The sequence below is a fragment of the Streptomyces sp. NPDC093089 genome (assembly GCF_044754405.1).
Classification (GTDB): Bacteria; Actinomycetota; Actinomycetes; order Streptomycetales; family Streptomycetaceae; genus Streptomyces.
In genome coordinates, this window is sequence record NZ_JBIVPA010000007.1 from 46,653 (window position 1) to 69,055 (window position 22,403).

General features: G+C 73.4%; 22 protein-coding genes. 8 read left to right on the forward strand and 14 right to left on the reverse strand.

Translation table 11 applies throughout. The annotated features are described in order from the left end of the window. Positions 1-42: 42 nt before the first annotated feature. Entirely contained in the window at positions 43-1,542 is a 1,500-nt protein-coding gene (locus ACIQFX_RS17410) for a PLP-dependent aminotransferase family protein (RefSeq protein ID WP_402463930.1), read from the reverse strand. Between the two features lie 64 nt (positions 1,543-1,606). Here ACIQFX_RS17410 and ACIQFX_RS17415 point away from each other — a divergent pair, with 64 nt between their 5' ends. The 4 genes from ACIQFX_RS17415 to ACIQFX_RS17430 all read left to right on the forward strand — a co-directional run bounded on the left by ACIQFX_RS17415 (position 1,607) and on the right by ACIQFX_RS17430 (position 5,218). Beyond that, positions 1,607-2,407 carry a YitT family protein gene (locus tag ACIQFX_RS17415; protein WP_402463932.1) on the forward strand — a complete coding sequence of 267 codons (801 nt, stop codon included), beginning with the start codon at positions 1,607-1,609 and terminating at the stop codon, positions 2,405-2,407. Further along, positions 2,404-3,168, forward strand: coding sequence for a glycerophosphodiester phosphodiesterase (locus ACIQFX_RS17420; RefSeq protein ID WP_402463934.1), 765 nt, complete (start codon positions 2,404-2,406; stop codon positions 3,166-3,168). Before ACIQFX_RS17415 ends, ACIQFX_RS17420 begins: the two co-directional genes overlap by 4 nt. A 55-nt stretch (positions 3,169-3,223) precedes the next feature. Beyond that, the gene (locus ACIQFX_RS17425; RefSeq protein WP_402463936.1) at positions 3,224-4,588 is read left to right on the forward strand and encodes an MFS transporter; all 1,365 of its coding nucleotides are present in this window, start codon (positions 3,224-3,226) and stop codon (positions 4,586-4,588) included. 255 nt (positions 4,589-4,843) lie between these two features. Further along, positions 4,844-5,218 (forward strand): RNA polymerase-binding protein RbpA, encoded by a 375-nt coding sequence (locus ACIQFX_RS17430; RefSeq protein ID WP_015032218.1) that lies wholly within the window; start codon positions 4,844-4,846, stop codon positions 5,216-5,218. A 209-nt stretch (positions 5,219-5,427) separates the two neighbouring features. On the opposite strand, the gene fxsA is transcribed toward ACIQFX_RS17430, so the two are convergent. The 4 genes from fxsA to ACIQFX_RS17450 all read right to left on the reverse strand — a co-directional run bounded on the left by fxsA (position 5,428) and on the right by ACIQFX_RS17450 (position 9,474). Beyond that, a complete protein-coding gene (fxsA, locus tag ACIQFX_RS17435) occupies positions 5,428-6,021 on the reverse strand; it encodes an FxsA family membrane protein (protein ID WP_402463938.1) in 594 nt (197 codons plus the stop codon). Positions 6,022-6,119: 98 nt separating this feature from the next. Further along, on the reverse strand, positions 6,120-6,896 hold the full coding sequence (locus ACIQFX_RS17440) for a polyprenol monophosphomannose synthase (RefSeq protein ID WP_402463940.1): 777 nt from the start codon (positions 6,894-6,896) through the stop codon (positions 6,120-6,122). Between the two features lie 435 nt (positions 6,897-7,331). Next, on the reverse strand, positions 7,332-8,966 hold the full coding sequence (locus ACIQFX_RS17445) for an amidohydrolase (protein ID WP_402463942.1): 1,635 nt from the start codon (positions 8,964-8,966) through the stop codon (positions 7,332-7,334). A gap of 67 nt (positions 8,967-9,033) precedes the next feature. Next, positions 9,034-9,474: an Lrp/AsnC family transcriptional regulator gene (locus tag ACIQFX_RS17450; protein ID WP_024760806.1), complete on the reverse strand. Its 441-nt coding sequence runs from the start codon at positions 9,472-9,474 to the stop codon at positions 9,034-9,036. Between the two features lie 225 nt (positions 9,475-9,699). Here ACIQFX_RS17450 and ACIQFX_RS17455 point away from each other — a divergent pair, with 225 nt between their 5' ends. After that, on the forward strand, positions 9,700-10,068 hold the full coding sequence (locus ACIQFX_RS17455; protein ID WP_402463945.1) for a hypothetical protein: 369 nt from the start codon (positions 9,700-9,702) through the stop codon (positions 10,066-10,068). 9 nt (positions 10,069-10,077) lie between these two features. Here the strand turns inward: ACIQFX_RS17455 and ACIQFX_RS17460 are convergent, their stop codons facing one another. The 3 genes from ACIQFX_RS17460 to ACIQFX_RS17470 all read right to left on the reverse strand — a co-directional run bounded on the left by ACIQFX_RS17460 (position 10,078) and on the right by ACIQFX_RS17470 (position 12,844). Then, entirely contained in the window at positions 10,078-11,166 is a 1,089-nt protein-coding gene (locus ACIQFX_RS17460; RefSeq protein ID WP_402463947.1) for a phosphotransferase family protein, read from the reverse strand. 10 nt (positions 11,167-11,176) lie between these two features. Continuing rightward, positions 11,177-12,313: a hypothetical protein gene (locus ACIQFX_RS17465; protein ID WP_402463949.1), complete on the reverse strand. Its 1,137-nt coding sequence runs from the start codon at positions 12,311-12,313 to the stop codon at positions 11,177-11,179. Between the two features lie 234 nt (positions 12,314-12,547). Beyond that, the gene (locus ACIQFX_RS17470; RefSeq protein WP_402463951.1) at positions 12,548-12,844 is read right to left on the reverse strand and encodes a hypothetical protein; all 297 of its coding nucleotides are present in this window, start codon (positions 12,842-12,844) and stop codon (positions 12,548-12,550) included. Here ACIQFX_RS17470 and ACIQFX_RS17475 point away from each other — a divergent pair. Continuing rightward, complete coding sequence (locus tag ACIQFX_RS17475) at positions 12,822-13,163, forward strand: hypothetical protein (RefSeq protein ID WP_402463954.1); 342 nt, start codon at positions 12,822-12,824, stop codon at positions 13,161-13,163. The genes ACIQFX_RS17470 and ACIQFX_RS17475 overlap by 23 nt on opposite strands. On the opposite strand, the gene ACIQFX_RS17480 is transcribed toward ACIQFX_RS17475, so the two are convergent. The 3 genes from ACIQFX_RS17480 to ACIQFX_RS17490 form a co-directional block, all read right to left on the reverse strand. After that, positions 13,126-14,352 (reverse strand): acyl-CoA dehydrogenase family protein, encoded by a 1,227-nt coding sequence (locus tag ACIQFX_RS17480; protein ID WP_402463956.1) that lies wholly within the window; start codon positions 14,350-14,352, stop codon positions 13,126-13,128. The two genes, ACIQFX_RS17475 and ACIQFX_RS17480, sit on opposite strands and share 38 nt — an antisense overlap. Before the next feature lie 174 nt (positions 14,353-14,526). After that, positions 14,527-14,673, reverse strand: coding sequence for an SCO1431 family membrane protein (locus ACIQFX_RS17485; RefSeq protein ID WP_376489491.1), 147 nt, complete (start codon positions 14,671-14,673; stop codon positions 14,527-14,529). 75 nt (positions 14,674-14,748) lie between these two features. Then, positions 14,749-16,143 (reverse strand): peptidase C39 family protein, encoded by a 1,395-nt coding sequence (locus ACIQFX_RS17490; protein WP_402463958.1) that lies wholly within the window; start codon positions 16,141-16,143, stop codon positions 14,749-14,751. Positions 16,144-16,379: 236 nt separating this feature from the next. Here ACIQFX_RS17490 and ACIQFX_RS17495 point away from each other — a divergent pair, with 236 nt between their 5' ends. Then, on the forward strand, positions 16,380-17,009 hold the full coding sequence (locus ACIQFX_RS17495; protein WP_402463960.1) for a uridine kinase: 630 nt from the start codon (positions 16,380-16,382) through the stop codon (positions 17,007-17,009). 330 nt (positions 17,010-17,339) lie between these two features. Continuing rightward, complete coding sequence (locus ACIQFX_RS17500; protein WP_402464617.1) at positions 17,340-19,253, forward strand: AAA family ATPase; 1,914 nt, start codon at positions 17,340-17,342, stop codon at positions 19,251-19,253. Positions 19,254-19,256: 3 nt separating this feature from the next. Here ACIQFX_RS17500 and ACIQFX_RS17505 read toward each other — a convergent pair whose 3' ends face one another. The 3 genes from ACIQFX_RS17505 to ACIQFX_RS17515 all read right to left on the reverse strand — a co-directional run bounded on the left by ACIQFX_RS17505 (position 19,257) and on the right by ACIQFX_RS17515 (position 22,369). Further along, entirely contained in the window at positions 19,257-20,303 is a 1,047-nt protein-coding gene (locus tag ACIQFX_RS17505) for a hemolysin family protein (RefSeq protein WP_402463963.1), read from the reverse strand. After that, the gene (locus ACIQFX_RS17510) at positions 20,300-21,676 is read right to left on the reverse strand and encodes a hemolysin family protein (protein WP_402463965.1); all 1,377 of its coding nucleotides are present in this window, start codon (positions 21,674-21,676) and stop codon (positions 20,300-20,302) included. Before ACIQFX_RS17510 ends, ACIQFX_RS17505 begins: the two co-directional genes overlap by 4 nt. 240 nt (positions 21,677-21,916) lie before the next feature. Beyond that, positions 21,917-22,369 carry a PH domain-containing protein gene (locus ACIQFX_RS17515; protein ID WP_402463967.1) on the reverse strand — a complete coding sequence of 151 codons (453 nt, stop codon included), beginning with the start codon at positions 22,367-22,369 and terminating at the stop codon, positions 21,917-21,919. Positions 22,370-22,403 lie beyond the last annotated feature (34 nt).

Sequence of the window (22,403 nt, forward strand, 5' to 3'; positions counted from 1 at the left end):
ACCCCTGGTCCGTACCGGCCTCTCCTCCGTTTCACGAGCGGGTCACGCCACGAACGACCGGGGCGACTCGGCTCCTCCGACCGCGCCCGACTCGACCAGGCGGGCCGCGGCGGCCAGCCGGACGGCGGCCTCGTCGGCGACCGGTCCGCCGACCGTGAAGGGCAGCCGGACGAAGCCCTCGAAGGCCCCGTCGACGCCGAACCTCGGTCCCGAGGGGACGCGGACCCCGACCCGTTCGCCCGCCTCGGCGAGCCGGGAGCCGGAGAGGCCGCCGGTGCGGACCCAGAGGGTCAGCCCGCCGCGCGGCACGGCGAACTCCCACTCCGGGAGCTCCCTGCGGACCGCGGCGACGAGCGCGTCCCTGTTCTCCCGCGCCTGGTCGCGCCGGAGGGTCACGGCCTCCTCCCAACCACCGGTCCGCATGAGCCAGTTCACGCCCAGCTGCTCCAGCACGGGGGTGCCGAGGTCCGCGTACGCGCGCGCGGCGACCAGGGAGCGGATCACGTCGGGCGCGGCCCGGACCCAGCCGATCCGCATGCCCGCCCAGAAGGCCTTGCTGGCCGAGCCGACGGTCAGGACCGTGGAGCCGGCAGGGTCGAAGGCGCAGACCGGCCGGGGCATCTCCAGGTCGTCGTCGAGGTGGAGCTCGGCCATGGTCTCGTCGACGACGAGGACCGTGCCGGCCGAGCGGGCCGCCTCGACCAGCTGCCGCCGCTGGTCCTCGTCGGCCAGCGCGCCGGTCGGGTTGTGGAAGTCGGCGACGACGTACGCGAGGCGGGGCGCGGCGTCGCGCAGCACCTGCCGCCAGCGGCCCAGGTCCCAGCTGCCGAGGCCCTCGGACATGGCGACGGGCACGAGGCGGGCGCCGGCCTCCCGCATCAGCTGGAGGATGTTGGCGTACGAGGGCGACTCGACGGCTATGCGCTCGCCGCGCCCCGCGAAGAGGTGGCAGATGGCGTCCATGGCCCCCATGGCGCCGGTCGTGACCATGATCTGCTCGGGCATGGTCGGGATGCCGCGGGCGGTGTAGCGGTCGGCGAGCATCTGCCGCAGCGCCGGCAGCCCGGCCGGGTAGTCCCCGTGCGTGTGGGCGTACGGCGGCAGCTCCTCCAGGGCTCCCTGGACACCGCGGGTGAGCCACGGTTCGGGCGCGGGCAGGGCCGCGCAGCCCAGGTCGATCATGGAGCCGAGCGCCTCCGGGGGCAGCGGTTCGAGACCGCGTGCGGGCAGCGGGTTCCCGGCCGGGACGGCGGTCCAGCTGCCGGCCCCCCGCCGGGACTCCAGGAAGCCCTCGGTGCGGAGCGCCTCGTAGGCGGCGGCCACCGTGGTCCGGCTGACGGTGAGGGCGAGGGCGAGCTCCCGCTCGGCGGGCAGCCGGGCGGCGACCGGCACGCGCCCCTCCAGGACGAGCAGGCGGATGCCGTCGGCCAGCGCGCGGTAGGCGGGCGGCTTCCGGGTGCCGGGGGCGGCGGGCCTCGGCTGCTGCGCCTGGAGCTGCCGGGCGAGCTGGGCCGGCCCCACCGCCGAAGTCCACTGAGCCATCGAAATCAGTCCACCTTCATCGAATTGGCCATGGTTGGCACCGGATCCCCCGCCACAGAGTGTCATGAGTCAGTCCACTACCACCACCCTGGGGGGCAGTCCCTTGTCCATCGCCTCCGGCCTCCACGGCCGGCACCTCACCCGTCGGCTCGTCCAGCTCTACGTCGGACTGACGCTGTACGGGGCCAGTTCGGCGCTCCTCGTGCGGAGCGGTCTCGGGCTCGAACCCTGGGGCGTCCTCCACCAGGGCCTCGCCGAGAAGTCCGGGCTGACCATCGGTGTGGTGTCGATCGTCGTCGGGGCGGTGGTGCTGCTGCTGTGGATCCCGATCCGGCAGCGGCCGGGGCTCGGCACGGTCTCCAACGTCTTCGTGATCGGCCTGGCGATGGACGGCACCCTGGCGCTCGTCCCCGAGGTCCACGGCCTGGCGGGGCGGATCCCGCTGCTCGTCCTCGGCATCCTGCTCAACGGCGTGGCGACCGGCCTGTACATCGCGGCCCGGTTCGGCCCGGGTCCCCGCGACGGCCTGATGACCGGTCTGCACCGGCTGACCGGCCGGTCGATCCGGCTGGTGCGGACGGCGATCGAGATCGCCGTGGTCGCGACCGGCTTCCTGCTCGGCGGCTCGGTCGGCATCGGCACGGTGCTGTACGCGCTCGCCATCGGGCCGCTCGCCCAGTTCTTCCTGCGCTGGTTCGCCGTACCGGAGCCGGAGACCGCTCCCGGCGGGGCCGCAGGGGTCGTCGTGGCCGCCGGGACCGCCTCCGCACGGGAGGCCGACCGCCTCGACGCCGCCCCGGAGCCGGGCCCCGGCCCCTCCGCGGTCGCCCCGGCGACACCGGAACAGGCCATACTGCGGCCGTGACTCGCGTACGCCACCCCTACCTCGACCATTCCCTCCCCCTCGCGTTCGCCCATCGCGGCGGCACGGCGAACGGCCTGGAGAACACCGCGGCCGCCTTCCGCCGGGCCGCCGCGGCGGGCTACCGCTACTTCGAGACCGATGTGCACACGACGGCCGACGGCGCCCTCGTCGCCTTCCACGACGCGACGCTCGACCGGGTCACGGACGCCTCGGGCCGGATCCGGGACCTGCCGTGGGCGGCGGTCCGCGAGGCCCGGGTGGCCGGCCGGGAGCCGCTCCCGCTCTTCGCGGACCTCCTGGAGGAGTTCCCCGAGGCCCGCTGGAACGTGGACCTCAAGGCCGAGTCGGCCCTGGTCCCGCTGGTGGAGCTGATCCGCAGGACCGGCGCCTGGGACCGGGTCTGCGTGGGCTCCTTCACCGAGTCGCGGGTGGCCCGCGCGCAGCGCCTCGCCGGTCCGCGGCTCGCCACCTCGTACGGGGTGCGCGGGGTGGTCGGACTGCGCCTGCGTTCGTTCGGCATCCCGGCGGCGCTGCGGGCCGGGGCGGTGGCGGCGCAGGTGCCGGAGCGGCAGGGCGGGATCCCGGTGGTCGACCGGCGCTTCGTGCGGGAGGCCCACGCGCGCGGGCTCCAGGTCCACGTGTGGACCGTCAACGATCCGGCCCGGATGAACTCTCTCCTGGACCTCGGGGTGGATGGCATCATGACCGATCGACTGGAGACGCTGCGTTCGGTGCTGACCGAGCGCGGCGCGTGGGTCTGAGTCCGCGAACCCCGTGAGCCGGGGACGGCTCACGGAACGAACAGGGGGCGCGGCCTTGACCGCTGACACCACCGAGCCGGAGGAGTACGCCGTCGATCCCGCCGAACGGCGGCGGGAGCAGCGGGGCTGGTACTTCTACGACTTCGCGTGCTCGGTGTACTCGACGAGCGTGCTGACCGTGTTCCTCGGCCCGTACCTGACCTCGGTGGCGCGGGCCGCGGCCGACGCCGAGGGGTTCGTCCACCCGCTCGGCATACCCGTGCGGGCGGGGTCGCTCTTCGCGTACGCCGTCTCGGCCTCGCTCGTGGTCGCGATCCTGGTGATGCCGCTGGCGGGCGCCGCGGCGGACCGCACCGGCCGGAAGAAGCCGCTGCTCGCGACGGCGGCGTACCTGGGGGCGGCCGCCACGGCGGCGATGTTCTTCCTGGCGGGCGAGCGCTATCTGCTCGGCACGTTCCTGCTGATCGTGGCGAACGCCTCGCTGTCCGTCTCGATGGTGCTCTACAACGCCTATCTGCCGCAGATCGCGGAGCCGGACGAGCGGGACGCGGTCTCCTCCCGCGGCTGGGCCTTCGGCTACACCTCGGGCGCGCTGGTCCTCGTCCTGAACCTGGTGCTCTACTCGGCGCACGACTCCTTCGGCCTCACGGAGGGCGAGGCGGTCCGGATCTGCCTGGCCTCGGCCGGCGTGTGGTGGGGCGCCTTCACCGTCGTGCCGCTCCGGCGGCTCCGCGACCGCCGCGTCGCACCCGAGGGCCGCGGCGGCGGGGGCGCGGTCGGCAGCGGCTGGCGCCAGCTCCGGGCGACCCTGAAGGACATGCGCCGGCACCCGCTGACGCTCTCCTTCCTGCTCGCCTACCTGGTCTACAACGACGGCGTCCAGACGGTGATCTCCCAGGCCTCCGTGTACGGCTCGGAGGAACTCGGACTCGACCAGACGACGCTCATCACCGCGGTCCTGCTCGTCCAGGTCCTCGCGGTCGCGGGCGCGCTCGGCATGGGGCGACTCGCCCGGTCGTACGGCGCCAAGCGGACGATTCTGGGGTCACTGGCGGTCTGGACGCTGATCCTGCTGGCCGGCTACTTCCTGCCCGCCGACGCGCCGGTGTTCTTCTACTGCCTGGCGGCGGCGATCGGTCTGGTCCTGGGCGGCAGCCAGGCCCTGTCGCGCTCCCTGTTCTCCCACCTGGTGCCGCGCGGCAAGGAGGCGGAGTACTTCTCGGCCTACGAGATGAGCGACCGGGGGCTCAGCTGGCTCGGCCCGCTCGTGTTCGGTCTCGCGTACCAGCTGACCGGAAGCTATCGGGATGCCATCATCTCCCTCGTGATCTTCTTCGTGGCGGGCTTCGCGCTGCTCGCCCGGGTCCCGGTACGACGCGCGGTGGAGGCGGCGGGGAACCCGGTACCGGACCGCGTTTAGACGTGGCATCGAAAGGGCGGTAGTGTACGCGTTTGGCCTGCCAGGCGGACCGTTACTGCGTGCTGCTTTAGTGAAGACATCAGGTCATATCTGCCGTCAGATGTGACAAAACGGGCACTGGTGGGTACAACAAGGGGCGGCACGACGGGCGACGCATGACCCGGCACGGGAATCTTTACCGCCGACCGGACGTTGACCGGATAACGACGACAGCGACACCTGTCCTGTGGGCGACAAGCCCGGGAGGCACGATTCATGAGTGAGCGAGCTCTTCGCGGCACGCGCCTCGTGGTGACGAGCTACGAGACCGACCGCGGCATCGATCTGGCCCCGCGCCAGGCGGTGGAGTACGCATGCGAGAAGGGACATCGCTTTGAGATGCCCTTCTCGGTCGAGGCGGAGATTCCGCCGGAGTGGGAATGCAAGGTCTGCGGAATCCAGGCTCTCCTGGTGGACGGGGACGGACCCGAGGAGAAGAAGGGCAAGCCTGCGCGTACGCACTGGGACATGCTCATGGAGCGCCGTACGCGCGAGGAGCTGGAGGAGGTCCTCGCCGAGAGGCTGGCCGTCCTGCGCTCCGGCGCGATGAACATCGCCGTGCATCCGCGCGACAGCCGCAAGTCCGCCTAGCGGGCGACCGGTCGCACAACGCCGCGGGGCCCGGTACACGGATCGTGTACCGGGCCCCGCGGCGTTTCACGTGCACGCCCGCGGACCGGATCCGGGGATCCGGGTCTCCGGTCTCCGCCGGAGTGGACCGGAGCGGATGCGCCCCCGGACCCGTGACCGCCGCCCCCGGAGAAGCACCCGGGGGCGGCGGTCGCACGTCGGGCGTCGGGTCAGGGCGTCAGGGGCGGGCGGGGCTCGTCGCTCCGGCGGGGACCCTGCGCCGCGTCCTGGCGGATGACCTCACCCTGCACGACCTTTCCGTCGGGCCGGTGGATGCGCGCCTGCCGGAAGGCGTCCTGGAGGCTACCGGCGGGTGCGGCGCTCATCCGGCGCTCGACGGCCTTCTCCGCGGTCCGGCCGAGGAGGGAGCGGACCTGCGGGATCAGCAGGAGCAGGCCGGCCGCGTCCGAGATCAGGCCGGGGATCATCAGGAGCAGGCCGCCCAGCATCAGGAAGCCGTTGCGGTCCTCTGCGGCGGCCCGGTCCGGCGACGGCGGCACCGCGCCGGTCTGCGCGGCGGCCTGGGCCTGCTGGAACGTCGAGGTGAGGTTGCGGAAGGCGCGTCGGCCCGCCCGCTTGATGACGACGGCACCGAGTACGGCGCCGCCGACGAGGAGGGCGAGCACGGTCAGCCCGCCCGCCGCGTTCGCCACCACCGTGAGCAGCCAGATCTCCAGGACCAGCCAGGCGGCGACGCCGAGCGGGAGGAACGTGCGCGCGCGTGAGCGCTTGGGGGCGAGGGGGGGCGGTGCGCCGGTCGTCATGGTCCCCAGTGTGCCTGGCACCCCGCAGGAACGTCGTAAAGGAGGGATCAGCGCGTACGGACGGGGACGGACGCGGGAAACCCCGGACGGACGAAACCTCAGGCGGACCTGCGGCCGATCAGCCGGCCGGCCTTCTCGGCGCGCGCGGCCAGCCCCCAGCCGGTGACCCGCCACAGCGCCTCGACGACGATGCCGCGGCTCATCTTCGAGTCGCCGGCCTCCCGCTCCACGAAGGTGATCGGGACCTCGACGACGTGGAAGCCGGCGGCGACCGCGCGGCGGGCCAGGTCGACCTGGAAGCAGTAGCCGGCCGAGGCCACGTCGCCCAGGCCCAGGCCCTCCAGGGTCTCCTTGCGGAAGGCCCGGTAGCCTCCGGTGACGTCCCGGATCGGCACGTCGAGCATGAGCCGCGAGTAGAGGCTGCCGCCGCGGGAGATGAACTCGCGGGACTTGGGCCAGTTCACGATCCGGCCGCCCGGCACCCAGCGGGAGCCGAGGACCAGGTCCGCGCCCTTGAGGGCGGTGAGCAGTCGGGGGAGCTCCTCGGGCTGGTGGGAGCCGTCGGCGTCCATCTCGACGAGGACGCCGTACCCCTGCTCGATGCCCCAGCGGAAGCCGGCGAGGTAGGCGGCACCGAGCCCCTCCTTGCCCTCGCGGTGCAGGACGTGCACGTGGTCGTCCTCGGACGCGATCTCGTCCGCGAGCTTGCCCGTGCCGTCGGGGCTGTTGTCGTCGGCCACGAGGACGTGCACCTCGGGTGCGGCCGCCCGCACCCGGGCGACGATCGGCTCGATGTTCTCCGCCTCGTTGTAGGTCGGGATGATCACCAAGGCCTTGCCGAGCGGGCCGTAACGCCTCTGGTCACCGTCGTTCACTACTGCCCCTTCGGATAACGCGGAACCCCACCATAGCGAGGTCCGCGGAACGCTCCGTCGCGGCGGTTCGTGCGGGAACGGGCGGCGTGTGCGGTGCGGGGCCCGACGTCCTTCGGTCCGACCTGGGATCCGCTGGCTGCGGGTCGACCGAGAGCCGTTGTCTACTGAACGTCCGGGCCCCACCCGGGTCGCACCTTCCGCCGGAGAAACCTTCCCTCGCGACCGAGGCGCGGGCGGCGTTCGGCGACTGCGGGGGCGGTTCGGACCGGTCGGACGTCCTGTGGTGGACGCGGAGAACCTATCCGCCGACGACGGTCGACTGTCAACACCCGCTTGACCTGCGGAAATTCCCCAAAAGGCCAGGCCAGAGGGGAAGATCCGCAGGTCGGGGACAAGCGTGCGGAGCGGGGATCGGGAGTCTGAAATATCCCCATATCACTCGTTCGGTCGTACGAACACCGTCTGTCCGTACACCACCGTGCGCAGGCAGACGGGCAGTTCGGCACCCGGCGACAGATCGGGCAGGCCGGGCGTACCGGAACGCGGATCGGTGGACCAGCGGGCGACCCGGTCGTCCGGTGCCTGGACGAGGAGCTCGCCCGTGCGCCAGATCGCGTAGTCCGCGGGGGCGCCGGGGACGAGCGTCCCCGCGTCGTCCCGTCCGACGGCCCGCCAGCCGCCCCGGGTGTGGGCGGTGAAGGCGGCCCGGACGGAGATCCGGTGCTCGGGAGTGTGGTGGAAGGCGGCGGCCCGGACGGTGCCCCACGGGTCGAGCGGGGTGACCGGGCTGTCGGAGCCGAAGGCCAGCGGCACACCGGCCTTGAGCAGCGCCGCGTACGGGTTCAGGGTGCGGGCCCGCTCCACGCCGAGGCGGTCGGCGTACATGCCCCGCTCGCCGCCCCAGAGTGCGTCGAAGGCGGGCTGGACGGAGGCCGTGAGGCCCAGCTCCGCGAAGGCGGCGATCGTCTCGGGGGTGAGCATCTCGACGTGCTCGACGCGGTGTCGGGCGGCCCGGATCCGGGCCAGGCCCAGCTTCTCGGCGGCGGCCCTGACGCCCTCGACGACCGCGGTCACGGCGGCGTCGCCGATGGCGTGGAAGCCTGCCTGGAGCCCTGCCTCGGTGCAGGCCACGACGTGGAGGGCGACGGCGGTGGCGTCCAGGTGGGCGGCGCCCGTGTGGCCGGGGTCGGTGTGGTCGGCGTACGGCTCGTGGAGGCAGGCGGTGTGCGAGCCGAGGGAGCCGTCGGCGAACAGGTCGCCCGCCGCGCCCAGGGCGCCGAGGGCGCGCGCCCGCTCCACGTCGACGTCGGCCCAGTAGCCGACGACCCGGGGCCCGGCCTCCTCGCGGGCCAGGTCCAGGAGACCGGTGAAGTCGTCCTCGGAGGAGATCTGCGGGCCGCCGCACTCGTGCAGGGTGCCGATGCCGAGGGAGGCCGCGCGGCTCCGGGCGGCGCGCTGCGCCTCGGTGCGCTGGAGCGGGGAGACGGCGCCGAACGCAGCGGCGCGCACGGCGTGGTGCGCGTCGCCGGTGAGCGGCCGCTGCCCGTCGTGGAAGCCGTCCAGGTCGCGGACGCCGGGGACGAGGTCGAGGAGTGCGGTGGTGACGACGGCCGAGTGGACGTCGATCCGCGTGAGGTAGAGCGGGCGGCCGCCGGTGAGCTCGTCGAGCTCGGTCCGGGTGAGCGGCCGGCGCTCGGGCCAGCGCGAGGCGTCCCAGCCGTGGCCGATGAGGATGCGGTCCTCCGGGCGGGCGGCGGCGTGGGCCCGGATCAGCTCCGCCGCCTCGGCGAGCGAGGCGGCGGAGGACAGGTCGAGGCCGGTGAGGGCGAACCCGGTGGCCGTGGTGTGCACGTGGGCGTCGACGAACGCCGGGGTGACGAGCGCGCCCTCCAGGTCGACCACCTCGTCCACGCCGGAGGCGAAGGCGTCGGCCGCGCCCTCCGAGCCCACCCAGGCGACGTGCCCGCGCTCCACCACCATGGCGGTGGCGAAGGGGTCGGCGGGGCTGTGGACTTCTCCACCGCGCAGCAGCACGGTGCGGTGTTCGATGGCAGACGCGGTCTCACTCATGCGACCAGGCTAGGACCTGACCGGACCCGGTTTGTCCGGCAGGTCCCCCCGCGGGGTCGCGGGGCGGTCAGATGCGCGGCGGCCTGGCCTCGTACGGGGTGGAGAGGACGACGGTCGTACGGCTGGAGACACCGGCCTGGGAGCGGATGCGGCTGAGCAGGTGCTCCAGCTCCAGCGGTGTGGCGACCCGGACCTTGAGGATGTAGTTCTCCTCGCCCGCGACGCTGTGGCAGGCCTCGATCTCGGGGATGTCGGCGAGCCGGTCGGGGGTGTCGTCGGGGGCGCTGGGGTCGAAGGGTTTGACCGAGATGAAGGCGGTGAGGGGAAGACCCACGGCCTCCGGGTCGACGACGGCGGCATAGCCGCGGATGACACCGCGCTGCTCGAGGCGGCGGACGCGCTGATGCACCGCCGACGTGGACAGGCCGGTGGCCTTGCCCAGGTCGGTGTAGCTCATGCGCCCGTCCTTGACGAGCAACTCGACGATCTGACGATCCAGCTCCTCCATGCGGTGACCCTATGGCCCCCGAGAGGGCGGGGCACCGCCGGGGGCTACCTGTTTGCGGCGCTTTGGGCGGTCACGGGGCACCTGCGACGGGCATGTGACGAACGCCACATGTTTGCCACCTGCCTGGGGTGCCGCCTCACGGTTATGCGGAGTTCCGCATGGGAAGTGCTTGCTGTGGTCGAGGCCGAACAGATCCGGCCGACCCAGCCGAGGGGGAGATTCTCCATGCAGGAGCCTGTTGATTCGGTCGACACGTCCGACGAGCTCGACGCGTACGACACGTTTGAGATGTTCCGGGTCGTCTGCCCGGAGTGCGTGCAGCCGATCGCGCTGCTCGCGGACGAGGACGAGCTGCCGGAGCACGCGCTGTGCCCGACGCCGTGGAACCCCTTCGTCCTGACGGTCTGCCCGGGCACGGGTCTCTCGGCTTCCGCGGCGCGCCCCGCCGACGACACCCTGGAGGTGCAGGAGCAGGACACCGCGCTGCTCCTGACGCTCCCCCAGGGCCTCGACTGGCGGACGCAGCCCTTCTCGCACGTCGGCGGTCCGGGCTCGCGTCCGATCCGGGTGCCGCAGATGCGGCGCGCGGCCTGAGGCCGTCGTCTACCAGTAGCTTCCCCGCACCATCGCCGCGAGCGTGGCGTGGTGCAGGATCAGCCCGTCGAGGTCCGCGGGGACCTCGACCTCGCCGAAGTGGGCCTGGCGGTACGCGATCCTGAGCATCACGATCGCGTGCCGCAGCGCCGCGTAGAGGGTGTGGAACTCCATGTCCCGCGGGGTGTGTCCGGTCAGTTCCGCGTAGCGCCGTTCGACGGCGTCGCGCCGCAGGAAGTCGGGCAGCCCCGGCTGCCCGAAGCCCACGGTGAGGTCCTGGAAGAAGCGGTGGAGGTAGACCGCCCAGCCGAGGTCGACCTCGCGCGGGACGCAGGCCGCCATCTCCCAGTCGAGGACGGCCGCGGGCGTGAACCCGTCGTAGACGATGTTCCCGATCCGGGCGTCGCCCCAGCCGAGCACGGCCTCGCCCTCGTCGGCCGGCCAGTGCGCCTCCAGCCAGTCGAAGGCCGACTCGATGAGCGGTGACGGGGCGAGCCCGTCCACCACCCAGGTGTAGTAGGCGCGTTGGGCGTCGACGTGTCGGCGCAGTGGGCTCCCGGCGCCCTCCGCAAGCAGGAACTCGGCCTCTTTCACCGGGAACTGGTCGTGCAGCCGCGCGAGGACGGCGACGGATTCCGCTTCGAGCCGGGCGCGTTCGGCGTCGGTGGCGGCGTGCAGCCAGTTCCCCTCGTACGTGTAGGGCATGACGTCCGGCGGCACCCGGCCCTCGGCGCGGGCCATCACGAAGAAGGGGGCGCCGAGCGGTTCCGGGTCCTCCTCCAGCCAGAGCACGCGCGGCACGGGGACGTCCGTGTGCTCGCCGACCAGGCGCATGACCCGGTGCTGACGGGCCATGTCGTACACGGGGAAGACGGTGTACGCGGCGGGGTCGGCGGCCAGCCGCAGCGCGCAGCCGCGCACGGGGGCGTCCGGGTGGTCGACGTCGAAGAGCAGGGTCTCGCTCGACATGCCGTTGGAGCCGGGGACGGCGAGGCCGGAGACCTCGGCCCCCGGCAGGTGCCGGTCGATCCAGGCGGCGAGCCGGCGGCCGAGCTCCTCGGGGTCACGGGTGGTGGTGCGGGGGCGCGGTGTGGTCACGTCGGCCTCCTCAGCGCGCCGTCGACGTGTGGTCGGCGAAGCCGCTGGGGTCGTGGCGGCCGAAGGAGCCGTGTTCGAAGATGCCGTAGCCGGTGTGGCCGTCGAGGGTGAAGCGGGCCGCGTGGTCGGTGACGCCGTACGCGGCCATGGGGTGGGCCGCGGGGTCCGCGAGGTCGTAGACGCGCCGGTCCGTCCAGCCCCGGCCCTGCCAACTGCCGTGCTGCCAGTCGGTGGCGGGCGGGTAGCCGGCGCCGACGGCGAGCGGGGAGGAGGCGAGGATCTCCACGCCGATCTCCAGGGGCTTTCCGGCCGGGTCCGCGAGGTGGACGACGGCCCGTTCCGGATGGCGGGTGCCGGGGCGGTACGTGATGTCGGTGCGAGGCCAGCCGAGCTGGGTGTCGCGTCGGCCGTTCCGTACGAGCAGGGCCTCGTTGAGCGTGCGGTAGCCGTCGGCGTCCTCCTGGGCGACGACCATGAGGAAGCGGTCCTCGAAGCGCATCGGGATCCAGAGCCAGTGGAACCCCTCGGGGCGGAACTCGGCGGCGCGGCCCGGCTCCTCGCCGGGAAGGGGGCGTACTCCCCAGCTGCGGTCGCGCGTGCCGGTCCACTCCCCCGCGGTGACCGCGAACTCCTCGCCGCCGGCCCTGATCGTGCCCTCGCAGTGTCCGGCCTGGACGAAGCGGCGGCCTTCGAGGGTGAGTCGGCCGCCGTGGCGCTGGGTGTGGTGGGGTTCCCAGACGGTGGGGAAGTCACCGGTCCAGACGAGGTCGAAGGAGAGCCCGTCGGGGTCGTCCGGATCGGCCTCGCACCGCAGGGTGAGCCGCTTGAGGGGTTCGTCGACGGTGATGGACAGGGGGCCGACGGAGAGGTCCATCCGGTCGTCGCCGAGGGCGTCGGAGGCCCGGACGGCGTGCAGCCGGTCGCCGGTGCGCAGGGTGGCGTAGGCGTCGACGACCCCGGTGTTGGGATAGACGCCGAGACCGGCGATGAGCAGCGCGCGGCCCTCGTGGTCGAAGACGTGGAAGATGCACCGGTCGTAGGCGTTGCGGTCGCCGCTGACGTGGTGCTTCATCGAGAGCGGTGCCTGGTGCACGGGGTACTCGTCGAGGGCGACGGGTCGGTCGTCGGCGTGCCGGTGCACGGACATGGCTGACCTCCTGGTCGGCGTGCGCGCTTCCGCGAGAAGATCTGACGGTACGTCAGTTGCGGGACGGGGGGCCAGAGTCGTGCACCGAGTACCGGGCGAACTGCCTCTCGAATCCGTCCGGCGGTGACCCTCACCGCCGGAGCGCGTTGGTCCCGGTATGACCAGGCTGTACACGACACCCAGCGGTTTCGGTCGGCACCGGCAAGCCGACCCGCACACTGAAGAATCGGTTCTTCACCCGACGCAGGCCCCCGCCGCGGCCCCGCCCGCGCCCGCCGCGTCGGCCCCGCCGGCGGTCCCCGCCTCGACACCCACACCGACGCTCGTCCCGGAGGCGACGCCGCCGCCCGCACCTCCTGCGCCCACACCCGCGTCCGCACCTGCGCCCACACGGGCGCAGGTCTCCGCGCCGGTGCCGGTGCCCGTCCCCGCGCCGGTGTCCTCGCCCGCACGGGTGTCCTCGCCTGCGCGGGTGTCCTCGCCTGCGCGGGTGTCCTCGCCTGCGCCGGTGCCTCCGCAGACGCAGGTCATCGCGCCCCCTCCCGCGCCCGCACCCGTGCCGGACCCCGCCCCCACACCGCCGCAGACGCAGATCACCGCGCCCCCGGCCGCGCCCGTCCCGGTTCCCGTCCCCGTGCCCGTCGCCGCGCAGACGCAGGTCTCCGCACCCGTCCAGACCCCGCCGGACCCGCCCATCTACCAGGACGTGCTGTCGCTGTGGGCCAGCCACGGCCGCACCCTGCCCGGCCATCGCGACCAGGAGTGGATCCGGCTGGCCTCGGGACCCGTCTGGGTGGACCGGACCGTGCGGGTCAGCGGGATTCTGGTCCGACAAGGTGACGCGCGATGACCACCCGCTGGATCTGATTGGTCCCCTCGACGATCTGCAGCATCTTGGCCTCGCGCAGATAGCGCTCCACGGGGAAGTCCGCCGTGTAGCCGTACCCGCCGAGCACCTGCACCGCGTCCGTCGTGACCTGCATGGCGGCGTCCGTGCAGAAGAGCTTGGCCATCGCCGCGTGCCGCCCGAAGGGCCGCCCCTCGTCCCGGCGCCGCGCCGCCTCCAGGTACAGCGCCCGGCCCGCCTCGACCCGGGTCGCCATGTCGGCGAGCAGGAAGCGGAGTCCCTGGAAGTCGGCGATCGGCCGGCCGAACTGGCGGCGCTCCCCGGCGTACGCGACGGCCTCGTCCAGCGCGGCCTGGCCCAGCCCCACGGCACAGGCGGCGATGCCGAGCCGCCCCGAGTCCAGGGCGTCGAGCGCGATGGTGAACCCCTGTCCCTCCCGTCCCAGGCGCCGCGCGTCCGCGACCCGTACCCCGTCGAAGTGCAGCTGCGCGGTGGGCGAACCCTTCATCCCCATCTTCCGCTCGGGAGGAGCCGCGGTCAGCCCCGGCGCGTTCCCCGGCACCAGGAACGCGGAGACGCCCCGCGCACCGGGACCGCCCGTACGTGCCATCACCGTGCAGAAGTCCGCGATCCCGCCATGGGTGATCCACGCCTTGGTGCCGTCGATCACCCAGTCGCCACCGTCACCGGCACCCTCTCCCGCCCCGCCGTCCCCGCTCTCCCCGCCCTCCCCGCCTTCCCGGACGGCCCGGGTCCGCAGCGCCGCGGCGTCCGATCCGGCGGAGGGCTCGGAGAGGCAGTACGCGCCGAGCAGGCCGCCGCCGAGCATCGCCGGCAGGTGCGCCGACCGCTGCTCGTCAGTGCCGTAGCCGGCGAGCGCGTGGCAGGAGAGCGTGTGCACGCTGACGCCGAGCCCCACGGTGAGCCGGGCCGCCGCGAGCTCCTCAAGGACCTGGAGGTAGACCTCGTACGGCTGACCGCCCCCGCCGTACGCGGGATCGTAGGGCAGTCCGAGCAGCCCGGACCGGGAGAGCAGCGTGAACAGCTCGCGGGGGAAGTGCCCGGCCGCCTCCTCCTCCGCGGCGTGCGGGGCGATCTCCCTGCGCGCGATCTCGCGCACCAGGGCGAGCAGCTCCCGCGCCTCGTCGCTCGGCAATCGGCGTTCCACGCCGTCCGGTGTGCTCTCGGCCATCGCCGGACGCTCCTCCCTGCCGGGCGCGAGCGGTACGCGCGCGCGGGGTGCCGGAATCGCGGAGAGTATGCCCGTTCGCACCCCTGTCCTCACGCCGTCACGGCGGAATCACACGCCCGGCAGCGGAAGGCGCGCTCCCGTGCGGCGGGCCTCCGCCCACCGCACGCCCCCGTCTCACATGAGGCCGGCCCTCGTGACGAACACGGCGAGCAGGACGACCAGCGTCCAGCCCAGCACGTGCTCCAGGATCTTGGGGCCGTCGTCGCGGGGCCCGCCCGTCCGTGCGCGGGTCAGGAGGCGGGCGTACGTGGTGGAGGTCATGGCGACCACCTTGCGCCACGGGAGCGGCCCCGCGGTAGAGACGTCGGTCACGCCCCCGGAGCCGCCCCCGCCCCCTCACCCGATGCCGAGAGCCCCGAGCGCCTTGCGCTGCGCGGGCGAGGGCCGGTCGGGAAAGTAGAGGTAGCAGACCCCTCCTGTGCCGGAGACCACTTTGCCGCTCGCGTTGTAGCGCTTCGTCCGCAGCCAGATGTTCTCCCACTCGCGGCGCTGGTAGACGCGGCGGACGGCGGGGTTGGTGGGGGACGCGGGGTCGTTGGCGATGACGTCGCCGTCGGGGGTGAAGCCGATGACGGTCATGAGGTGGCCGGAGGTGCCGTAGCCGGCGCCGGTGAGTTCCTCCTTGCGGAAGGACTGGGACGTTATGGCGGGGATGCCGGCGCGGATGAGGGATTCGAGCTCGGTGAGGGAGCGGAGCCGGGTGACGACGGCGTTCATGTCGGGGTAGGTGGCGGCGTAGGCGGCGTTGAAGGGCCAGTTGCCGCAGCCCTGGTACTGGTGGTCGTAGGTGAAGCGGGCGGCGTGGCAGACCTGGGGGTCGGCGAAGGCGGGGTCGACCCAGGCGAGGTCGTCGGCGGAGGGCCGGCGGCCCCAGTACTCGACGATCATCTGGGAGGAGGTGGGGCTGCACCACGCCTCGCCGCCGTTGTCGTACTCGGGGTACTGGCCGATGTGGGTGTTCTGCGAGTAGCGCGGCACGATGAGCTCGTGGGAGAGGCCGGGCGTGGAGGCCGGGACGGTGAAGCGGTCGGGGACGTCCGAGGCCATGGCGCCGACGCGCCACACCATGGGGGTGAGGCCGCTGTCCGGGGTGCGGTAAAGCGTCAGGCGGAGGCGGTAGGAGAGCAGGCGGAGGCCGCTCGCCGTGTCGTCGATCGCGAACGTGTCCGTCCACACCGTGCTCCTGCCGTCGGTCTGGTCGTCGACCGAGGTGCGCCGGATGTCGCCGTCCCCGGACGCCCAGCGGCCCATGACGTACCAGGGGGTCGCCGTCCCGTCGGAGTAGGCGCCCGACAGTTCGACCTGGAGCCAGGTGCCGGGTGGCGTGCGGGCGTTCCAGGAGGCGATGACCTCGGTGGCCGGCACGGTCGCGGTGTGGACCGGGGAGGTCCACGTCGCGTACTCCCACGTGGCGGTCAGCCCGGTGTGCGGGTCCGTGTGGTCGACGCGCCCGGCGGCGGTGGCGAGGACCAGGCCGGGGCGGAGGCCGGCGACCGCCTTCGTGCCGGCCGAGGCGCCGCACCGCCAGTCCGTGTACGAGGACCAGAAGCGGTTGTCGACGAGCCCCTGTGCCGGTGCGTGGCCCCGGTCGGCCGTGTCGGCCGGCGACGCGTCCGGGCAGTCGGCCGTGGAGCAGTCGGACGCGGCGGCGGGGGCGGCGGCCGCGGCCGTTCCCGCGGCGGCCGCGAGAGCCGCGGCGAGGACGGTTCTGCGCGGGGTGGAACTGGTCATGGGCGGTGACCCCCAGTCGAGAACGGTGGGCGTACGGGCCTGTGGGCGCGCGGAGGAAACGGGGAGCGCTTGCCGGTCGGTGGGTGTACGGACGTGCCGCGCGGGCCCACTATCGCGGCTCGCGTGGGCTGTCCGCCAGCACTTCGGCTCGCGTCGCCGTACCAATATTGGTCTCGACCACTGGCGGCGGCACCTCGCTGACCTGCGGAGGTCGTCGCACCCCCTACGCTGGGGCCATGAACGACCTCGATCGCGCGGCTGACGCGCTGCTCCGGCTGCCGCCGTCCTGCGGGCCGGTCAGGCTGGTGGCGGTCGACGGGCACGCGGGATCGGGGAAGTCGACGCTCGCGGGTCGGCTCGCCGCCGCGCTGCGCGACGCGCCCGTCCTGCACCTCGACGACCTCGCCACGCACGAGGAGCTGTTCGCATGGACGGGTCGGCTGCGGGAGCAGGTGCTCGCGCCCCTGTCGCGGGGGGAGACGGCCGTCTACCACCGGTACGACTGGGGGGCGCGGCGCTTCGGGGAGGCCGTGGAGCTGGCGGCGGCCCCGGTGGTGCTCGTGGAGGGGGTCGGCGCGGGGCGGCGTGCGGTGCGGCCGTTCCTGGCGTGGCTGCTGTGGATGGAGCGGGGCGCGGAGGAGTCGTGGGAGCGGGGCCGGCGCCGGGACGGTGCGGAGCAGGCCGCGTTCTGGGACGGCTGGACCGTGGCGGAGACCCGCCATTTCGCGGAAGACCCTTCGCGCGCCGCCGCGGACACCTTGGTACGGGAGTGCGAGGAGGGGTACGACTGGCTCCCCGGGCCCGCTGTGACAGCGGTCGCGGACCAGATCATCACACACCGTGACGGCTTCATGTCCGTGAACTGAGCGGCCGGAAGTCCACTTCCGCAAGTGCCTCAACTCCGCTTGACCCAAGGGGCGTACTGGTCTTACGTTCTGAATGTGCGGCTTTTCGGAGCCGCCGCAGACACGAAGCCCCCGGTTGTTCCCCCGTGATCGGGGGCTTCGTTCTGCCCTCAAGGGCCTTCCGAGGCCCCTCCGAGGCCTCCCCGAGGGCCTTTCGCGACCCCTGATGCTCACCCAGGGTCACCGCTTCCGGATCATGTGCTTCTCCTTAAGCACACACCCCCTGCGCAGGTACGATGCCCGCAGGTGCGGTCAAATCCCGTCCATGCGATGACGGTTGTGGGGGACCCGATGGACATCGGCACGCAGGGCTCGCAGGCCCCGGCCGAGCTCGCCTGGCTGCGCGGAGTCGACGCCTACACGATGGGCGCCTATCCGCAGGCGGAGGACGAGTTCCGGACGGCGGTACGGATCGATCCCGGGATGGCGGACGCCTGGCTCGGGCTGCACGCGCTCCGGGTCGACACCACGACCGCGCTGCTGCGCATGTACCGCAACCGCGAGCGCTTCGGCGAGCAGCGGTCCCGGTACCGGCGCACCCTGAACTCCTGGTACTGGCTGGGCTGGTGGGTGCAGCCCGTCCTGGAGAGCCCGCGCGACCTGCTGCTCGCGCACGCCTCCCACTGGCTCGACGGGCGGCACGTACCGGAGTTGGACCGGGCCCTCGCGGGGCTCCCGCCGGTCGACACCGACCCGCAGGTCCGCTTCCTGCACGCCTGCCGCGCCTATCTCGTGAAGGACTGGGACCAGCTCGTCCGGCACACCGAGACCCTCGTCGACGACCCGCTGCTCGGCATCGAGGCGGGGCTCTTCGGGGGGATGGCCCGGGTGCGCCTGGAGATGTACAGCCAGGCCGAGCCGCTGCTCTCCGCCTCCCTGATGCGCTGCCGCAGCGAACAGCCGCAGCGCAAGGAGCTGCGCTACTGGCTGGCCAGGGCCCACGAGGGCACCGGCCGCAGCGCCGCAGCGCTGCCGCTCTACCGGGCCGTGCACCGGATCGACCCGGCGTTCATGGACACGGCGGCCCGGCTCGCGGCGATCGCCGAGTACGACGGTTTCGAGGGCTACGACGGCGTGGACGACCCGGCCGGGTTCGCGACGGTCGCCCTGGGCACCCTCGGCGGGGGCCTCGGCCAGGACGCCGGGGACACCGTGCCGGGCGCCGAGCCCGACGCCGGCGGTCTCGGCGACGGGCTGCGGCTCGCCCCCGAACCCGTACCTCCGGTCGCGCCGGTCACCCCGCCGGAGACCGTACGGCAGAAGGCGCCGGCCCCCCGCCGGCCGCAGCGCTTCCCGGCCGGACCCACCGATCCGGCGCTGCTCGCGGAGGCGCTCGCCGAGCTGGAGGGCATGGTCGGCCTCGAACCGGTGAAGCGGCAGGTCAAAGCGCTCTCGGCGCAGCTGGAGATGGCGCGCCTGCGCGCCGGGCAGGGGCTTCCGGTGCAGCCGCCCAAGCGGCACTTCGTCTTCTCCGGCCCCTCGGGCACCGGCAAGACGACCGTCGCCCGGATCCTGGGCCGGGTCTTCTACGCCCTGGGGCTGCTCGGCGGCGACCACCTCGTGGAGGCCCAACGGGCCGATCTGGTCGGCGAGTTCCTGGGGCAGACGGCCGTCAAGGCCAACGAGCTGATCGACTCGGCCGTCGGCGGCGTGCTCTTCGTGGACGAGGCCTACGCCCTCTCCAACACCGGCTACAGCAAGGGCGACGCCTACGGTGACGAGGCCCTCCAGGTGCTCCTGAAACGGGCCGAGGACAACCGCGACCACCTGGTGGTGATCCTGGCCGGCTACCCCGAGGGCATGGACCGGCTGCTCAACACCAACCCCGGGCTCTCCTCGCGCTTCACCACCCGGGTCGACTTCCCCTCGTACCGGCCCCTGGAGCTCACCGCCATCGGCGAGGTGCTCGCCGCGGCCGACGGCGACGCCTGGGACGAGGAGGCCCTGGACGAGCTGCGCTCCATCAGCGGGCACGTCGTCGAGCAGGGCTGGATCGACGAACTGGGCAACGGCCGCTTCCTGCGCACCCTGTACGAGAAGTCCTGCGCCTACCGCGACCTGCGGCTCTCCGGCTACCCGGGCACCCTGACGCGGGAGGACCTCGCCACCCTCCGGCTGCCCGACCTCATGCAGGCGTACGGCGAGGTCCTGTCGGGCCGCGGTCCGGTGGACCGCGGCCCGCAGCAGGAGCCACCCGGGTACTAGGCCCTAGGGCGCGGACACCGGCTGCTGTACGCGGTGGGCGGGGTCGCGGACCTCGCCCACCAGCATCTCCAGGACGTCCTCCAGGGCGACGAGGCCGAGGACGCGGCCGGAGCCGTCGGCGACCTGCGCCAGGTGGGTCGCGGCGCGGCGCATCACGGTGAGGGCGTCGTCGAGCGGCAGCTCGGCGCGGAGCGTCGCCATCGGCCGCCAGAGCCGCTGCGGCACCGCCCGCTCCCGCTCCTCCAGGTCGAGGACGTCCTTCACGTGCACGAAGCCCATGAAGGTGTGGTGGGTGCCGGCGCGGACCGGGAAGCGGGAGTACCCGGTCCGCACGGTCAGCTCCTCGATCTCGCGCGGGGTGACCGACGGCGGGACCGTCACGAGGGACGCCGGGGCGATGAGGACGTCCGTGACGGGGCGGGTGCCCAGCTCCAGCGCGTCCTCCAGGCGCTCCTGCTCGACGGGGTCGAGCAGTCCGGCCTGTCCCGCGTCCTCCACGAGCCGACCGAGCTGGGCGCTGGTGAAGACCGCCTCCACCTCGTCCTTCGGCTCGACCTTGAACGCCCGCAGGACCAGCCGGGCGCAGGCTCCGAGCGCGGTCGTCACCGGCCGGCAGAGGCGGGCGAAGCCGACCAGGCCGGGGGCGAGCCACAGCGCGGTCCGCTCGGGTGCGGCCATCGCCAGGTTCTTCGGGACCATCTCGCCGATGACGAGGTGGAGGAAGACGACCGCGGCGAGCGCGATGACGTAGCCGAGCGGGTGGATCAGCGCCTCCGGCACCCCGACCGCGTGGAAGACGGGTTCGAGGAGGTGGGCGACGGTCGGCTCGGCGACGGCGCCGAGCGTCAGCGAGCAGACGGTGATGCCGAACTGCGCCGCCGCCATCATCTGCGGCAGGTTCTCGAGGCCGTGCAGGACCTGCTTGGCCCGGGCGCCGCCGAGCGGCTCGATCTGGCTGCGCCGCACGGAGACGAGCGCGAACTCGGCCCCGACGAAGAAGCCGTTGGCGAGCACCAGGAGGACGGCGAAGAGGAGTTGGAGGGTGCTCATCGGGCGCCTCCCGAGACCAGCGGGGCGGTGGACGAGGACCCGGTGGGGTCCGCGTCCGGGCCGGTCTCCGTCCGTACGATCCGGACGCGCTCGGCGCGGTAGCGGTCGACCTGGCGCACCGAGAGCCGCCAGCCGGGGAGTTCGGCCCGGTCCCCCGGGGCGGGGATCCGCCCGAGGAGGTCGGCGACGAGCCCGGCGACCGTCTCGTACGGCCCGTCGGGCACGTCGAGGCCTATCCGGCGCAGGGTGTGGACCCGGCAGGAGCCGTCGGCGTCCCAGGCCGGGCGGCCGTCCTCGGCGGGGGCGGCGGCCAGTTCGGGGCGTCCGTCGGCGAGGGTGTCGTGCTCGTCGCGGACCTCGCCGACGAGTTCCTCGACGATGTCCTCCAGGGTGACCACGCCGGCCGTACCGCCGTACTCGTCGACGACCACGGCGATCGGCTGTTCGCGGCGCAGCCGCTCCAGGAGGGTCTGCGCGGGCAGTGTCCCGGGGACGAGGAGCGGCGGGACCGCGATCCGGCCGACGGGGGTGCGCAGCCGGGCGTGCGGGGCGACGGCGAGCGCGTCCTTGAGGTGGACCATGCCGACGACCTCGTCGATGCGGTCGCGGTAGACGGGGAAGCGCGAGAGGCCGGTGGCCCGGGTGAGGTTGAGGACGTCGGCCGCGGTGGCGTCCCACTGGAGGGCGCTCACCTTCACGCGCGGGGTCATGACCCGCTCGGCGGTGAGGCCGCCGAGGGACAGCGTCCGGACGAAGAGGTCGGCGGTGTCCTGTTCGAGCGTGCCGGCCAGCGCGGAGTGCCGGGCGAGCGAGACGAGCTCGCCGGGGGTGCGGACGGAGTCGAGCTCCTCGGTGGGCTCGACGCCGAGGAGCCGGACCAGCCGGTTGGCGACGCGGTTGAGCAGGGAGATCACCGGCCGGAACAGCGCGGAGAAGCGGCGCTGCGGGGTGGCGACGAAGCGGGCCACCTGGAGCGGCCGGGAGACCGCCCAGTTCTTCGGCACGAGCTCGCCGATCACCATCTGGACGGCGGAGGCGAGCAGCATCCCGATCACCACCGCGATCCCGGAGACGGCCCCTTCGGGCAGTCCGGTGGCGGTGAGCGGCCGGTGCAGCAGTCCGGCGAGCGCGGGCTCGGCGAGCATGCCGACGACGAGCGAGGTGATCGTGATGCCGAGCTGGGTGCCGGAGAGCTGGAAGGAGAGCTCGCGCAGCGCGGTGACGACGGTGCGGGCCCGCCGGTCGCCGGCGGCCGCGGCCCGCTCGGCCTCGGCCCGCTCGACGGTCACGAGGCCGAACTCGGCGGCCACGAAGAAGCCGTTGGCGAGGATCAGGAGGAAGGCCGCGAAGAGCAGCAGAAGGGAGATGATCATGCCGCCGCCTCCTGGGAGGGGGCGGCGCAGGTACTACCGGACGATCCGTCCATTGCTGGAGGGAGTCACTCCTCGGGTCGAAGGGTGGTCTCGCGGGCCGCGGTTGCGGCCCTGCACACGCGAGACGGTGGTGCCGCTGGGCACCACCGTCTCCAGAGTAGTCACGTGAACGCCCCGAGGGGCAGGGGGTCGGCCCCGGATGGGGGACGGATCGGGGATTCCCCCCGGTCTCCCCGGGACTCAGCGGGTTTCCGCACCCGATCCGCGGCTGTCCGCGAGGTCCCGCAGGGCGCGGGCGTCACGGATGGCCGCTTCCTTGGCGATGCCGGGCTGGATGCCGAGCGCGGGCAGGCTCGTGCCGTCGCTCAGGTCGAGGAAGACCCAGGGGTCGCCGGGGCGGAGGTTGACCTTGAGGATCTCCGCCCAGGCGAGGCGCCGGGTCCTGGTGATGTTGACGACCGTGACGCCCTGGTCGTCGGCGACGACCTTGGGCCGGCTCAGCAGGACGAGGACCCCGGAGAGCAGCGCGGCGGTGAAGACGAAGCTGACGCGCTCCCCCGGTCCCAGCCGCTCCAGCATCAGCGCGACGCCGGTGACGACCACGAACATCGCCGCGCTCATGGTCAGCAGGACGGCCCGGGTGCGCCCGGGACGGAAGGTGACCGGGAGGGCGGGCGTCGTCGGTTGGGACATCGGGGTTCCTCGGTGCCTGGTGGGAGGTGCGGGC

Bases quoted from the DNA above. Each gene is read 5' to 3' on its own strand.
- ACIQFX_RS17415 (WP_402463932.1), top strand. From the start codon at position 1,607: ATGAGTCAGTCCACTACCACCACCCTGGGGGGCAGTCCCTTGTCCATC.
- ACIQFX_RS17455 (WP_402463945.1), top strand. From the start codon at position 9,700: ATGCAGGAGCCTGTTGATTCGGTCGACACGTCCGACGAGCTCGACGCG.
- ACIQFX_RS17490 (WP_402463958.1), bottom strand. From the start codon at position 16,143: ATGACCAGTTCCACCCCGCGCAGAACCGTCCTCGCCGCGGCTCTCGCG.
- ACIQFX_RS17445 (WP_402463942.1), bottom strand. From the start codon at position 8,966: ATGAGTGAGACCGCGTCTGCCATCGAACACCGCACCGTGCTGCTGCGC.
- ACIQFX_RS17410 (WP_402463930.1), bottom strand. From the start codon at position 1,542: ATGGCTCAGTGGACTTCGGCGGTGGGGCCGGCCCAGCTCGCCCGGCAG.
- fxsA (WP_402463938.1), bottom strand. From the start codon at position 6,021: ATGACGACCGGCGCACCGCCCCCCCTCGCCCCCAAGCGCTCACGCGCG.
- ACIQFX_RS17465 (WP_402463949.1), bottom strand. From the start codon at position 12,313: ATGTCCGTGCACCGGCACGCCGACGACCGACCCGTCGCCCTCGACGAG.
- ACIQFX_RS17470 (WP_402463951.1), bottom strand. From the start codon at position 12,844: ATGACCTGCGTCTGCGGAGGCACCGGCGCAGGCGAGGACACCCGCGCA.
- ACIQFX_RS17505 (WP_402463963.1), bottom strand. From the start codon at position 20,303: ATGAGCACCCTCCAACTCCTCTTCGCCGTCCTCCTGGTGCTCGCCAAC.
- ACIQFX_RS17515 (WP_402463967.1), bottom strand. From the start codon at position 22,369: ATGTCCCAACCGACGACGCCCGCCCTCCCGGTCACCTTCCGTCCCGGG.
- ACIQFX_RS17500 (WP_402464617.1), top strand. From the start codon at position 17,340: ATGGACATCGGCACGCAGGGCTCGCAGGCCCCGGCCGAGCTCGCCTGG.
- ACIQFX_RS17495 (WP_402463960.1), top strand. From the start codon at position 16,380: ATGAACGACCTCGATCGCGCGGCTGACGCGCTGCTCCGGCTGCCGCCG.
- ACIQFX_RS17480 (WP_402463956.1), bottom strand. From the start codon at position 14,352: ATGGCCGAGAGCACACCGGACGGCGTGGAACGCCGATTGCCGAGCGAC.
- ACIQFX_RS17450 (WP_024760806.1), bottom strand. From the start codon at position 9,474: ATGGAGGAGCTGGATCGTCAGATCGTCGAGTTGCTCGTCAAGGACGGG.
- ACIQFX_RS17485 (WP_376489491.1), bottom strand. From the start codon at position 14,673: ATGACCTCCACCACGTACGCCCGCCTCCTGACCCGCGCACGGACGGGC.
- ACIQFX_RS17430 (WP_015032218.1), top strand. From the start codon at position 4,844: ATGAGTGAGCGAGCTCTTCGCGGCACGCGCCTCGTGGTGACGAGCTAC.
- ACIQFX_RS17510 (WP_402463965.1), bottom strand. From the start codon at position 21,676: ATGATCATCTCCCTTCTGCTGCTCTTCGCGGCCTTCCTCCTGATCCTC.